13 protein-coding genes and 1 pseudogene are annotated in these 12,001 nt (G+C 61.9%); 4 read left to right on the top strand and 10 right to left on the bottom strand.

The window, feature by feature from the left end:
• Nucleotides 1–141: 141 nt before the first annotated feature.
• Both FHT79_RS13045 and FHT79_RS13050 read left to right on the top strand, forming a co-directional pair.
• Nucleotides 142–1,026, top strand: a complete 885-nt coding sequence (locus FHT79_RS13045; RefSeq protein ID WP_097594555.1) for a universal stress protein — start codon at nucleotides 142–144, stop codon at nucleotides 1,024–1,026.
• A gap of 259 nt (nucleotides 1,027–1,285) precedes the next feature.
• The gene (locus tag FHT79_RS13050; RefSeq protein ID WP_097594556.1) at nucleotides 1,286–1,636 is read left to right on the top strand and encodes a TraR/DksA C4-type zinc finger protein; all 351 of its coding nucleotides are present in this window, start codon (nucleotides 1,286–1,288) and stop codon (nucleotides 1,634–1,636) included.
• A 113-nt stretch (nucleotides 1,637–1,749) separates the two neighbouring features.
• Here the strand turns inward: FHT79_RS13050 and ntrC are convergent, their stop codons facing one another.
• Genes ntrC through dusB form a run of 3 tightly spaced genes read right to left on the bottom strand, consistent with a single transcriptional unit; the run spans nucleotide 1,750 to nucleotide 5,368 of the window.
• A complete protein-coding gene (gene ntrC / locus FHT79_RS13055; protein WP_047615004.1) occupies nucleotides 1,750–3,201 on the bottom strand; it encodes a nitrogen regulation protein NR(I) in 1,452 nt (483 codons plus the stop codon).
• Nucleotides 3,198–4,355 (bottom strand): nitrogen regulation protein NR(II), encoded by a 1,158-nt coding sequence (locus FHT79_RS13060; RefSeq protein ID WP_047615748.1) that lies wholly within the window; start codon nucleotides 4,353–4,355, stop codon nucleotides 3,198–3,200. Before FHT79_RS13060 ends, ntrC begins: the two co-directional genes overlap by 4 nt.
• The gene (gene dusB / locus FHT79_RS13065) at nucleotides 4,352–5,368 is read right to left on the bottom strand and encodes a tRNA dihydrouridine synthase DusB (RefSeq protein ID WP_179874669.1); all 1,017 of its coding nucleotides are present in this window, start codon (nucleotides 5,366–5,368) and stop codon (nucleotides 4,352–4,354) included. The genes FHT79_RS13060 and dusB overlap by 4 nt, the downstream gene beginning before the upstream one ends.
• A gap of 144 nt (nucleotides 5,369–5,512) precedes the next feature.
• Here dusB and FHT79_RS13070 point away from each other — a divergent pair, with 144 nt between their 5' ends.
• Together FHT79_RS13070 and FHT79_RS13075 are read left to right on the top strand one after the other, a co-directional pair.
• Entirely contained in the window at nucleotides 5,513–6,730 is a 1,218-nt protein-coding gene (locus FHT79_RS13070) for a bifunctional 2-C-methyl-D-erythritol 4-phosphate cytidylyltransferase/2-C-methyl-D-erythritol 2,4-cyclodiphosphate synthase (protein WP_047614998.1), read from the top strand.
• Nucleotides 6,730–7,230: a CinA family protein gene (locus FHT79_RS13075; protein ID WP_097594558.1), complete on the top strand. Its 501-nt coding sequence runs from the start codon at nucleotides 6,730–6,732 to the stop codon at nucleotides 7,228–7,230. Before FHT79_RS13070 ends, FHT79_RS13075 begins: the two co-directional genes overlap by 1 nt.
• Nucleotides 7,231–7,246: 16 nt before the next feature.
• Here the strand turns inward: FHT79_RS13075 and FHT79_RS13080 are convergent, their stop codons facing one another.
• The 7 genes and pseudogenes from FHT79_RS13080 to FHT79_RS13110 all read right to left on the bottom strand — a co-directional run bounded on the left by FHT79_RS13080 (nucleotide 7,247) and on the right by FHT79_RS13110 (nucleotide 11,999).
• The gene (locus tag FHT79_RS13080; protein ID WP_097594559.1) at nucleotides 7,247–7,699 is read right to left on the bottom strand and encodes a type II toxin-antitoxin system RatA family toxin; all 453 of its coding nucleotides are present in this window, start codon (nucleotides 7,697–7,699) and stop codon (nucleotides 7,247–7,249) included.
• 96 nt (nucleotides 7,700–7,795) lie between these two features.
• A pseudogene (locus FHT79_RS13085) lies at nucleotides 7,796–8,287 on the bottom strand (AAA family ATPase); the annotation flags it as partial.
• A gap of 68 nt (nucleotides 8,288–8,355) precedes the next feature.
• Nucleotides 8,356–9,327, bottom strand: coding sequence for a lipoyl synthase (lipA, locus tag FHT79_RS13090; RefSeq protein ID WP_063475516.1), 972 nt, complete (start codon nucleotides 9,325–9,327; stop codon nucleotides 8,356–8,358).
• A 46-nt stretch (nucleotides 9,328–9,373) separates the two neighbouring features.
• Nucleotides 9,374–9,622, bottom strand: coding sequence for a GlsB/YeaQ/YmgE family stress response membrane protein (locus FHT79_RS13095; protein ID WP_047614990.1), 249 nt, complete (start codon nucleotides 9,620–9,622; stop codon nucleotides 9,374–9,376).
• A gap of 24 nt (nucleotides 9,623–9,646) precedes the next feature.
• Nucleotides 9,647–9,901 carry a GlsB/YeaQ/YmgE family stress response membrane protein gene (locus FHT79_RS13100; protein WP_003539329.1) on the bottom strand — a complete coding sequence of 85 codons (255 nt, stop codon included), beginning with the start codon at nucleotides 9,899–9,901 and terminating at the stop codon, nucleotides 9,647–9,649.
• Nucleotides 9,902–9,955: 54 nt separating this feature from the next.
• Nucleotides 9,956–11,401, bottom strand: coding sequence for a dihydrolipoyl dehydrogenase (gene lpdA / locus FHT79_RS13105; protein ID WP_097594561.1), 1,446 nt, complete (start codon nucleotides 11,399–11,401; stop codon nucleotides 9,956–9,958).
• A 16-nt stretch (nucleotides 11,402–11,417) separates the two neighbouring features.
• A complete protein-coding gene (locus FHT79_RS13110; protein ID WP_097594562.1) occupies nucleotides 11,418–11,999 on the bottom strand; it encodes a GNAT family N-acetyltransferase in 582 nt (193 codons plus the stop codon).
• Nucleotides 12,000–12,001: the final 2 nt, after the last annotated feature.

Here is a 12,001-nt window from a genome sequence, read left to right on the forward strand (position 1 = left end):
GAAGGGCAGCAACATCGAACATGAGCAACGCCGCACGCGCGATCACACAGCCAATTTCATATCGGTCCTCGGCCAACAAGGATTTGACGACGATCAACTTGGCCGGGGCAATTGCGTTACATCAATGCCGAATGGCGAAGAATGGAGATAGATGATTGCAATCGTGGCAGTCCGCGAGAGATGGAGCAGGACATGTCGGCACAATATTTTCTCCCGCTATCAACATATCCCGATTCAAGTTCGGGACTGATCATTTCAAACGCTGTAGCGTTTGCCGGGCACTACGGTGCCAGTCTTCATGCCTGCGCGCTGAGGGTCGGGATTCCGCACATTCCAAACGCCTGGTCATCGCTACTGCTCGATACTCCAAAGATGATCGAGCATGCCGAGACCCTGAGCCGTGAGCGCGCCGAAACGCTGATTGCAGCAGCGACCAACCTCGCAGCGAACGCCAAGGTCGAACTATCTTGCCGAACGGTCAAAACCACCGTGCCGCTGCTGCACGAGACCTCAGCCACCGAAGCACGTTTTTTCGATCTGGCCATTCTCGAATGTGTCGCGGATGTTCCCGACACTCGTATTGTCGCCGAAGCGGTCATATTCGGCTCCGGCCGACCGGCCGTCATCATCCCCAACAAGACCCTGGCGGGTCCGATCGACCATCTGGTCATCGCCTGGGACGGAAGCCGAGCCGCCGCTCGGGCCGCCAGCGATGCAAACCCATTCATTCGCAAGGCCAAGCGGGTTACGGTCCTATCGCTGACGGGCGAAAAGCCGCTGCCGGAGACAAGCGGAGCGCACCTTGCTGAGATCCTGGTTTCGAGCGGCGTCAATGCAAGCGCAACGGCCGCTCGCGTTACTTCGCCGTCGATCGGTCAGAGCATTCAGCAAACGGCACTGGAACTGAGCGCCGATATGCTGGTCATGGGAGGATTTGGACACTCGAGGTTGCGAGATTTCGTCCTGGGCGGGGCAACCGATGGCGTCCTGGAAAAGCCTTTGCTGCCAGTGCTCATGTCGCATTGACGGAAACTGTCCGGATGGATCCATGACCTGCTTCTGCCGTTTCCGATTCAACGCCGTCGGCGAAAAGCCAAACTAAGACAGCACCTGCAAGCTGGCCTTCGCCCGAGGAAATCTCGACACTGGCCAACCGAAAGCCAGCTTGATGCGGATCAATGCGACGGACGCCCAACACGCCTAGGTTTGAGGCTCCCGTCAAGGGCGAGACTTCCCAGTAAAACAAGGTGTCGGTCGCGAATATGAGGCCGGCCGGAGAACGTCCATGCAGAAGCATTCCTCCGCGCAAACGAGGCAGCACCTCGAAAAGCACAAGGCGATCCTTGACCAACGCCGGCGCGAGCTACAAACCCGCCTGCAGGCGATCGAACATGATTTCGTGCAGCCTCGGAATCCTGATGACGATGATCGCGCCACAGAGCGCAATAACGATGAAGTCCTGGAAGAGCTCGGCGAGGCTGGACAGAAGGAACTCCTGGCCGTACAGGCGGCACTGGAACGGATACAAGCCGGAACCTTTGGCACTTGTGTAAAGTGCGGCAGGCCGATCAGCGAGAGGAGGCTTGACGCCGTTCCTCACACACCTTTCTGCCAGTCTTGCGCGCAGTCGATCTGAAGCCTGAGTTGCAGGGTCACCATGCTGGTGAAGCGATGTCCGACATCAGGCCAACTCAGTCGGAGCGTGCGCCGATGAGCCATTCATAAACGTCCTCGCGACCCGGAGCCCGCTCAGGCGGTGCGGGAGCTCCTATAGACCGACACGCCAAGTTCCCTGATCTTCTTGCGCAAGGTATTTCGATTGAGACCAAGGAGATCGGCGGCCTTGATCTGGTTGCCGCGCGTCGCCGTCAGGGCGGCGAGAATCAGCGGATATTCCAGTTCGGTCAGCACGCGGTCGTAGAGGCCGGGCGGCGGCAGGTTTTCGCCGAAGCTTGCGAAGTAGGTGCGCATATTCTCCTCGACGGCTTGCGCGATCGTCATCGAGCCGCTGCGGATCGGCCCCTTGTCGATCGGGCTGTCGGGCACGTCGGAGCGTAGCTCGGCATCGATGATCTCGCGGGTGATGACATCCTGCGGATAGAGCGCCATCAGGCGGCGGATGAGGTTTTCCAGCTCGCGGACGTTGCCCGGCCAGGCGTAGGCCTTCATCAGTTCCAGGGCCTCCTGATCGAAGCGCTTGGAGCCGAGGCCTTCCTTTTCGGCCTGCTGGATAAAATGGCGCACGAGATCGGGAATATCCTCGGCGCGGTCACGCAGCGGCGGCAGGCGCAGCGGCACGACATTGAGCCGGTAATAGAGATCCTCGCGGAACAGGCCCTGGTTGATCGCCTGCTTCAGGTCCTTGTTGGTGGCGGCGACGATACGCACATCGGTGCGGATCGGCGTGCGGCCGCCGACGGTGGTGTATTCGCCCTGCTGCAGGACACGTAAGAGCCGCGTCTGGGCGTCCATCGGCATGTCGCCGATTTCGTCGAGGAAGAGCGTGCCGCCTTCGGCCTGCTCGAAGCGGCCGGTCGAGCGGGTCTGCGCGCCGGTGAAGGCGCCCTTCTCGTGACCGAAGAGTTCCGATTCGATCAGGTCGCGCGGGATCGCCGCCATGTTGATCGCAACGAAGGGGCCGTTGCGGCGCTTGCCATAGTCATGCAGCGCGCGGGCGACGAGCTCCTTACCGGTGCCGGATTCGCCGGTGATCATCAGCGTCAGGTCCGTCTGCATCAGGCGGGCGAGCACGCGGTAGATTTCCTGCATCGCCGCCGACCGGCCGACGAGCGGCATGCCGTCCTGCATGTCCTCTTCGAGCTTGGCGGGCTTGCGCTTCGGCTCGGCGAGCGCGCGGCCGATGATGCCGATCAGCTCGGTCAGGTCGAAGGGCTTGGGCAGATAGTCGTAGGCGCCCTTCTCGGAGGCCTTGATGGCGGTCATGAAGGTGTTTTGCGCGCTCATGACGAGAACCGGCAGGTCGGGACGCGCCTTCTTGATGCGCGGCAGCAGGTCGAAGGCGTTCTCGTCGGGCATCACCACGTCGGTGACAACAAGATCGCCCTCGCCGGCGGAAATCCAGCGCCAGAGGGTAGCGGCGTTGGAGGTGATGCGGACGTCATAGCCGGCGCGGCTCAAAGCCTGGTTGAGCACGGTCCGGATGGCCGCATCATCATCTGCAACAAGGATCGTGGCTGTCATCGAGAAGGTCCTGTCGAGCTTGCGGTAGTGGCGTCTTCGAGCGAGGCGTCCTTCGACGCCGGCATGAGAACGCGGAATGTCGTGCGGCTGTTCTGGCTGTCGCATTCGATAATGCCGCCATGATCGCCGATGATCTTTGCGACCAGCGCCAGGCCGAGGCCGCTGCCGTTCGGCTTGGTGGTGATGAACGGGTCGAAGAGATGCGGCAACAGATCGGAGGGGACGCCGGGGCCATTGTCGTGGACGCAGAATTCCAGCGGCAGCGAGATCTTTTCGCGCGTGCCGGCGACCGACAGGCGGATGCCGGGGCGATAAGCCGTCGTCAGCATGATCTCGCCGTCCGGCCGATCGCCGACCGCTTCGGCGGCGTTCTTCACCAGATTGAGGAAGACCTGCACGAGCTGGTCGCGATTGGCATAAACGGCCGGCAGCGACGGGTCGTAGCTCTCGGTGACGCGGATATTGCGGGCAAAACCCGCCTTGGCGACCGCCTTCACATGATCGAGCACGGAATGGATATTGACCGGCATGCGGTCGACGGGACGTTCGTCGGAAAAGACTTCCATGCGATCGACCAGCGAGACGATGCGATCGGTCTCGTCGCAGATCAGCCGGGTCAGCGCCCGGTCGTCGTCGATCGCAGACTGCTCGAGCAGCTGGGCAGCGCCGCGTATGCCGGAAAGCGGGTTCTTGATCTCGTGCGCCAGCATCGAGGCGAGGCCGGTCACCGAGCGGGCAGCAGCGCGATGCGTCAGCTGCCGGTCGATCTTGTCGGCCATCGAGCGTTCCTGAAAGACGATGACGACGGCGCCGGGTTCGCTGAGCACCGGGGCGACGTAGAGATCGACGAGCTTGTCCTGGCCGAGGCGCGGCGAACTCAGGTCGACGCGATATTCGTTGACTGGCGCTTTGCGCTCGCGCACCTGATCGATCAAGGCAAGCAGCGGGCTGCCGAAGGGAATGAAGGTGGAGATCCGGTAGCGCGCCAGATGCGAGGCGCTGGCGCCGAAGAAGGCCTCCGCTTCCCAATTGGCGAAAACGACGAAGCCGGATTCGTCGACCATGATAACGGGGTTCTGGATGGCGTTCAGCACGGCCATGGCGACGGTGGTTCCGCCGGCCTGATCGGACGGAGATGTCATATCCTTCGTCATGCCGCCTCCCGGCTGTCGACAACACCTGCCGCCAATGCATCGTAAAGCCGTGCGGCCACTTCGCTGGGATCGCGCGAGGTCATGATCGCAGCCTTTTCACCGTCGGCGAGATCCGGGGCGAAACGCTGGAGATACCAGCCCAGGTGTTTGCGGGCATGGCGGATAGCCACCGCTTCGCCGTAGAAATCCAGCATCATCCGGTAGTGCTCGACGGCGATATCGGCGATTTCAAGCGACAGCGGCTCGGCCGCACCTGATATGACGCCGGCATGCCACGGCCTGCCCTGGCAGCCCCTACCGATCATGACGGCATCGGCGCCGGAGCGGCGCAATATTTCCTGCGCGTCGCCCGCGGTTTCGACATCGCCATTGGCGATCAGCGGTATGGAGATTACCTCGCGGACGGCGCGGATCGCGTCCCAATCGGCACGGCCTTCGTAGAATTGCATGCGGGTGCGCCCGTGAATGGTCACAAGCTGGATACCGGCCGCCTCGGCGCGGCGCGCGATGTCGGGCGCATTGATCGAATTCTCATCCCAGCCGAGGCGCATCTTCAGCGTCACCGGAATGTCGACGGCCTTGACCGTCGCCTCGATGAGGCCGAGCGCGTGATCGGGATCGCGCATCAGCGCCGAACCGGAATAACCGCCAATCACTTTCTTGGCCGGGCAGCCCATATTGATGTCGATGATATCGGCACCATGATCGGCGGCGATCTTGGCGGCTTCCGCCATCCAGTGCGCCTCGCGTCCGGCAAGCTGCACCATATGCGGCCGGAAGCCCGCAGCCCGCAGCCGCGACCATGATTCGGCCGTGTCATTGACCAATTCGCGGCTCGCCACCATTTCGGTGACGACGAGGCCGGCGCCGAAGCGCCAGGCAAGCTCGCGGAAGGGCATATCCGTGACGCCGGACATCGGCGCCAGCACAACGCGGTTCCGCACGGACACAGGTCCGATTCGGAAAGGCGCTGCGAGGTCCTTGGAAATCAAATGATTATCTTTCGGGCACACAATAGAACTGCATTATTTTTAGCCACTATTCCCTAGCTTGCCAAGGGGGCTGGGAGGGGAATTGATATTTTTCGGGCAGATGCTGGAAAACGCCAAAGCAAGACGCTAGAGCACTCGGGTCAATTCCGCATAATTAGGGGATTTATGCTGCAAATGCCTTCTAAGCAACCGATATCGGCTGGAATTGTCATCGTCGCCGCCGGCCGCGGCGAGCGCGCAGGATCCTCCAAGGAAGGCCCCAAGCAGTATCGCATGATCGGCGGCAAGCCGGTTATCGTCCATACGCTTGAAAACTTCATGACATGGGAAGCGGCAAAGCAGATCGTCGTCGTCATTCATCCCGATGACGAGGCGCTGTTTGCAAGAGCTTTCCGCCACATCATCTCGGCAACGCCGATCGAAACGGTGCATGGCGGCGCGACCCGGCAGCAATCCGTGCTGGCCGGCCTCAGATACCTCAAGGACAAGCAGATCAGCCACGTGCTGATCCATGATGCCGTGCGGCCGTTCTTCGACCATGAGCTTCTGGATCGTATCGCCGACAGCCTTGGCAACGGCGCGCAGGCGGTGCTGCCGGCGATCCCGGTCACCGATACGCTGAAACGCGCCGACAGCACCGGCACCGTGCTGGCGACGGTTTCGCGCGAGCACCTCTATGCGGCGCAGACGCCGCAATCCTTCGCCTTCGAAACGATCCTCGATGCGCATGAGAAGGCGGCCGCCAGCGGACGAAGTGATTTCACCGACGATGCTTCGATCGCCGAATGGCTGGGCATTCCGGTGACGATCGTCGAGGGCACGGCCGATAACGTCAAGCTGACGGTCAAGGACGATATCGCCATGGCCGACGGCAAGCTGTCGGCTTCGCTGCTTCCGGACGTGCGCACCGGCAACGGCTACGACGTGCACCAGCTCGAAGCCGGCGATGGCGTCACACTCTGCGGCGTGTTCATTCCGCATGACCAGAAGCTCAAAGGCCACTCCGATGCCGATGTCGCGCTGCATGCGCTGACGGATGCGCTGCTTGCCACCTGCGGCGCCGGCGATATCGGCGATCATTTCCCGCCGTCCGACCCGCAATGGAAGGGCGCGCCCTCAAAGATCTTCATCGAACACGCTGCCCGGATTGTGCGCGAGCGCGGCGGCACGATCATGAATGCCGACGTCTCGCTGATCGCCGAAGCGCCGCGGGTCGGCCCGCATCGCGACGCCATGCGGGCGAAACTGTCGGATTATCTCGGCATCGATATCGAACGCTGCTCGGTCAAGGCGACGACCAACGAGACGATCGGTTTCGTCGGCCGGCGCGAAGGCATCGCGGCGATCGCCACGGCGACCGTCGTCTATCGCGGGAGAAAGTGATGAGCCTGTTTCCTCCGGATATCATTTCGGCAGCGGAGACGATCATCCGTGAGTTCACGGCCGCCGGGCTGATGCTGTCCACAGCCGAATCCTGCACCGGCGGGCTGATCGCCGGGGCGCTGACTGAGATATCGGGCTCCTCCGCCGTCGTCGATCGCGGCTTCGTCACCTATACGAATAACGCCAAGGTGGAGATGCTCGGCGTGCAGGCGGAAACGCTGCTGCGCTTCGGGGCGGTCTCCGAGGAAACGGCGCGGCAGATGGTGCATGGCGCCCTCTTCCGCTCGCGCGCCGAGATCGCCGTTGCCGTCACCGGTATTGCCGGCCCTGGCGGCGGATCGGCGGAAAAACCGGTCGGCCTCGTGCATCTCGCCGCCAAATCGCGCACCGGCGCGCTCATCCACCGAAAGATGCTCTATGGCGATATCGGCCGCAGCGAGGTTCGGCTGGCAACAGTCAGGACGGCGCTGGAGATGGTGCATTCGCTCTTCGCCGGCTGACAAGGTAATGGTCCCGTCAGGCCGCAGCGTATATCCTGTTTGCCCTGGTCTCGAAGGCTTCGGTGAACATGCGGAAGGCGCGGTCGAACATCGAGCCCATCAACGCGCCGAGAATGCGGCTCTTGAACTCGTAATCGATGAAGAAATCGACGGTGCAGCCGCCAGTCGGCATCTCCGAGAAGTGCCAGCGATTGTCGAGATATTTGAACGGGCCATCGATATATTTGACCTCGATGACCTGCTCGGCCCGGTTCAGCAGCACCTGTGTGGTGAAGGTCTCGCGGATCGCCTTGTAGCCGACCGTCATGTCGGCGACGAGCAGGATCTTGCCGTCGCGCTCCTTGCGGCTTCGGATGGCGAGCGCTTCGCAGAGCGGCAGAAATTCCGGATAGCGCTCGACATCGGCGACGAGGTCGAACATCTGTTCGGGCGTGTGCGGGACGGGACGGTGCGTTTCGAATTGCGGCATAGGCGGCAATTAAGCGGGCGCGCGGAGAAGATCAAGAAGCTCGCGCACCTCACGACGGGATTTTAGCTGGAGAACGGGCACGTCAGGGCCGTGCTAGGCGATGCCGGCAAGATGATCCCGAAGTGCGGCGTCGATCAAGGGGGCGGCATCCCGCTCGAAATTCCAGATATAGGCAAGCAAGTCCAGCGAGAGGTGTTCGGGACAGCCGGCAGGCAGTTCGGGACGGTTGCGCCCGAAATAGCGCAACCCTCTCGATATTGCTCCGTACAGGCAGGCAGATCTGGGTAGCCGAAGCCAAATCACGGTCTCCGCGCGCGGCAGGCGCAAATGGAAGGAGCTCAGCCCGGTTCCATCCATGATCCAGCGTTCTTTCGCCACTGCCTTGGCGATCAGGCTGTCGATCTCGTCGCGCTGCCTCTTTCGCCACCCCGGTAGCCAGTAGAAATCGCGATCCATGGAGATGTAATCAAGGCCGAGCGCTTGCGACAGCCGCTTTGCCAGCGTGCTCTTGCCGCTGCCGGGACAGCCGATCACCAGGATACGGTCGGCTTCGACCAGCGTCGATTTCAGTCCGGATGTGTCGTTCATCGTCAATTGCTCAAAGAAAAACCGCGGCAAAAATCGCCGCGGTTCGATCAAAAAGCAAGTGCCGAACCTTACTCGGCCGCCATCAGCAGCTTCTTCTCCCGTGCCGCCCGCAGCCGTGCAAAGTCGTCGCCGGCATGGTGCGAGGAGCGGGTCAGCGGGCTCGAGGCGACCATCAGGAAGCCCTTGCTGTAGGCGACGGTCTCGTAGGACTTGAACTCGTCGGGCGTGACGAAGCTCATGACCTTGTGGTGCTTGCGGGTCGGCTGCAGGTACTGGCCGATCGTCAGGAAATCGACGTCGGCGGTGCGCAGATCGTCCATCAGTTGGAGGACTTCGTTTCGTTCTTCGCCGAGACCGACCATGATGCCCGATTTGGTGAACATGGTGGGATCGAGTTCCTTCACCCGCTGCAGCAGGCGAATGGAATGGAAATAGCGGGCGCCGGGGCGAACCGTCAGATAATTGCCGGGCACGGTCTCCATATTGTGGTTGAAGACGTCGGGCTTGGCGGCGACGACACGTTCCAGCGCTCCAGGCTTCTTCAGGAAGTCCGGCGTCAGGATCTCGATCGTCGTCATCGGCGAGGCCGCCCGGATCGCCCAGATCACCTTTTCGAAGTGCTCGGCGCCGCCGTCTGCCAGGTCGTCACGGTCGACCGAAGTGATGACGACGTGGCTGAGGCCCATCTCTTTGACCGCCTTGGCGACATTCTCGGGCTCGGCCATATCGAGGGCATTCGGCTTGCCGGTGGCGACGTTGCAGAAGGCGCAGGCGCGGGTACAGATCTCGCCCATGATCATGAAGGTCGCGTGCTTCTTGTCCCAGCACTCGCCGATATTCGGGCAGCCAGCCTCTTCGCAGACGGTGACGAGCTTGTGCTCCTTCACGATCGCGCGCGTCTCGGCATAACCCTTGGAGGTCGGCGCCTTGACGCGAATCCAGTCCGGCTTGCGCATGACTTCGGTATCGGGGCGATGCGCCTTCTCCGGATGCCGCACACGCTTGGCGTCGGGATTGATCGTGTCGAGGATGGTCACCATTGCAGTTTCAGCTTTCTACCGCCCCTATGCGGCACATCATTCGGATCTAGCGCCGCACCAGCCGCACAAGGAATATCAACAGGCAGGCGCCGAGGAAACCCGTCACGAAGTAACCGAGCCGTCCGCCGACCACCTGGACATGAAACTGCGCGAGGACTGCGCTGGCGACGACCGAGCCGACAATGCCGAGCACGATGTTCAGGAAAATCCCGTATCGCGCTTCCATCAGCTTGCCGGCGAGCCAGCCCGCAAGTCCGCCGATGATGATTGCCGAAATCCAGCCGACGCCTTCCATTCCTGCCCTGCCCTCTTTTGACCCTTAAGCGACCGCTCTTGCGATCAGAACCACGATAATGGCGCCGACCGTGGCGTGGATGATCTGCACAACAAGCGCGTTTTCAATGCCCAGCGAAATGCCGAGCGCGCTGAACAGATAACCGCCGACGAAGGCGCCGATGATGCCGCTCAGCAGGCATCTTATCAACCCGCCGCCGCCGACGACCAGACTTGCAAGAAAGCCTGCAACCAGGCCGATCAGCAGAAATACCAGCAACGCCTGCGTCTCCATAGACATGATGATTTCCTTTCGTTTTTTCCACCCCGTGATACAGGGCGGATTGGGAAATTATCAAGCATTCAATACACGGCCGTAGGCATCGAGCACCGCTTCCTTCATCGTTTCGGACACGGTGGGATGCGGGAAGATCGTGTGCATCAGCTCTTCCTCGGTTGTTTCGAGGTTCATCGCGACGACGAAGCCCTGGATGAGCTCGGTGACTTCAGCGCCAACCATATGGGCGCCGAGCAGTTCGCCGGTCTTCTTATCGAAGATCACCTTCACCATGCCCTGGTCTTCGCCAAGCGCGATCGCCTTGCCGTTTGCCGCAAAGGAGAAGCGACCGACGCGGATGTCACGGCCCAGCTCCTTGGCTTTGGCTTCGGTGAGGCCGACGGAGGCGACCTGCGGATTGCAATAGGTGCAGCCCGGGACCTTGCCCTTGTCTGTGGGATGAACGTTCGGCAAGCCGGCGATCTTTTCGACGCAGACGACGCCCTCATGCTCTGCCTTGTGCGCCAGCATCGGTGGGCCGGCGACATCGCCGATCGCATAGATGCCGGCGACATTGGTCTTGCCGTAACCGTCGACGACGACGCAGCCGCGGTCGGTCTTCACACCAAGCGCCTCGAGGCCAAGATTTTCGATGTTGCCCTGAACGCCGACGGCCGAAATCAGCCGGTCGGCAGTGATCTGCTGCACTTTGCCATCGGCCGTCTCGACATGCGCGGTGACGCTGCCGGCGCCCTTCTCGACCTTCGAAACCTTGGCGCTGGTGAAGATCTTGAGGCCACGCTTTTCAAGCTGCTTGCGGGCAATCGCGGTGATTTCGGCATCTTCGACCGGCATGATGGTCGGCATGACTTCGACGACCGTCACGTCAACGCCCATCGAGCGATAGAAGCTTGCGAATTCGATGCCGATCGCGCCCGAGCCCATGACGATCAGCGACTTCGGCAGCGCATCCGGCTTCAGCGCCTCGAAATAGGTCCAGATCAGCTTGCCGTCCGGCTCGATGCCCGGCAGCGCGCGCGGGCGGGCGCCGGTGGCGATGATGATGTGCTTGGCGGTATAGGTGCCCTCGCCCTTGACGTTCTTCGGCAGCGGATGCTGCGGCTCGACGACGGCCTTCGACGACTTGCCGACGACGATCTCGCCGGGCTTCGTAAGCTTTCCTTCGCCCCAGATGATGTCGATCTTGTTCTTCTTCATCAGGAAGCCGACGCCGGCATTCAGACGGGCGGAGACGGCGCGCGAGCGGCCAACGACGGCCTTGGCGTCCGGCTTCACCGTGCCTTCGAGAACCAGGCCGTAATCCTTGAAGTGATTGGCATGGTCGAGGACTTCGGCCGAGCGCAGCAGCGCCTTGGTGGGGATGCAGCCCCAGTTCAGGCAGATGCCGCCCATATGCTCGCGCTCGACGATCGCGGTCTTGAGGCCGAGCTGGCTGGCGCGAATGGCGGCGACATAGCCGCCGGGACCCGAACCGATGATGATGACGTCGTAGGATTCAGCCATGTGTTTCCTGCCTTTGTTACGCTGCGCTGCGGGTCATGAGCACCCACGCATGTCTCTTGCTGTTGTCGAAGAGCGGCACGGCATCGGCACGCGCAGCCTCCAAGAATCCGTTTCTTCCATAAAGCGACAAAGCCGCTTCGTTATCACTTGCGGTGATGAGACTGACGGGGCGGCGATCGGCCTTTTCGATCTGATCCTCCAGCAATCTGCGTCCGATGCCGATGCCGCGCAGGTGGCGATAGACGCCGAGACTGCCGATGAACCAGCTACCCACAACCGTTTTCTGCAAGGCGAGCATCGGCTCGGTCGCCCGAACTGTCGCCTCGATCTTATTTATGCCTTCCTCCAGCGCATGGCCGATCGCCACGCCAGCGACCTCACCATAGACCTCGGCAATGACGGCATCCCGCCAGCCGCCGACAGCCTCCTCCTCGCTCATCTTCAGCCTGCCCCGCTCCAGCGGCGTGTCGCTGACGCCGGTCGCCACATCGGCAAACCAGAGCCAGGAGGCAAAACCGCGCGAGGCGATATCCGCCAGAATCGCCAGCTCCGAAGCATCCCGCCGTGAGGCCTGCCGGAGGGCGATGAAGGAGGTCATGG

Origin of the sequence: Rhizobium sp. BK212 (assembly GCF_014197475.1) — a bacterium.
Lineage (GTDB): Bacteria > Pseudomonadota > Alphaproteobacteria > Rhizobiales > Rhizobiaceae > Rhizobium > Rhizobium anhuiense.

Bases quoted from the DNA above. Each gene is read 5' to 3' on its own strand.
- FHT79_RS13095 (WP_047614990.1), bottom strand. From the start codon at position 9,622: ATGGAAGGCGTCGGCTGGATTTCGGCAATCATCATCGGCGGACTTGCG.
- FHT79_RS13070 (WP_047614998.1), top strand. From the start codon at position 5,513: ATGCTGCAAATGCCTTCTAAGCAACCGATATCGGCTGGAATTGTCATC.
- FHT79_RS13050 (WP_097594556.1), top strand. From the start codon at position 1,286: ATGCAGAAGCATTCCTCCGCGCAAACGAGGCAGCACCTCGAAAAGCAC.
- FHT79_RS13100 (WP_003539329.1), bottom strand. From the start codon at position 9,901: ATGTCTATGGAGACGCAGGCGTTGCTGGTATTTCTGCTGATCGGCCTG.
- ntrC (WP_047615004.1), bottom strand. From the start codon at position 3,201: ATGACAGCCACGATCCTTGTTGCAGATGATGATGCGGCCATCCGGACC.
- lpdA (WP_097594561.1), bottom strand. From the start codon at position 11,401: ATGGCTGAATCCTACGACGTCATCATCATCGGTTCGGGTCCCGGCGGC.
- FHT79_RS13080 (WP_097594559.1), bottom strand. From the start codon at position 7,699: ATGCCGCAATTCGAAACGCACCGTCCCGTCCCGCACACGCCCGAACAG.
- FHT79_RS13045 (WP_097594555.1), top strand. From the start codon at position 142: ATGGAGATAGATGATTGCAATCGTGGCAGTCCGCGAGAGATGGAGCAG.
- FHT79_RS13060 (WP_047615748.1), bottom strand. From the start codon at position 4,355: ATGACGAAGGATATGACATCTCCGTCCGATCAGGCCGGCGGAACCACC.
- FHT79_RS13110 (WP_097594562.1), bottom strand. From the start codon at position 11,999: ATGACCTCCTTCATCGCCCTCCGGCAGGCCTCACGGCGGGATGCTTCG.
- lipA (WP_063475516.1), bottom strand. From the start codon at position 9,327: ATGGTGACCATCCTCGACACGATCAATCCCGACGCCAAGCGTGTGCGG.
- FHT79_RS13075 (WP_097594558.1), top strand. From the start codon at position 6,730: ATGAGCCTGTTTCCTCCGGATATCATTTCGGCAGCGGAGACGATCATC.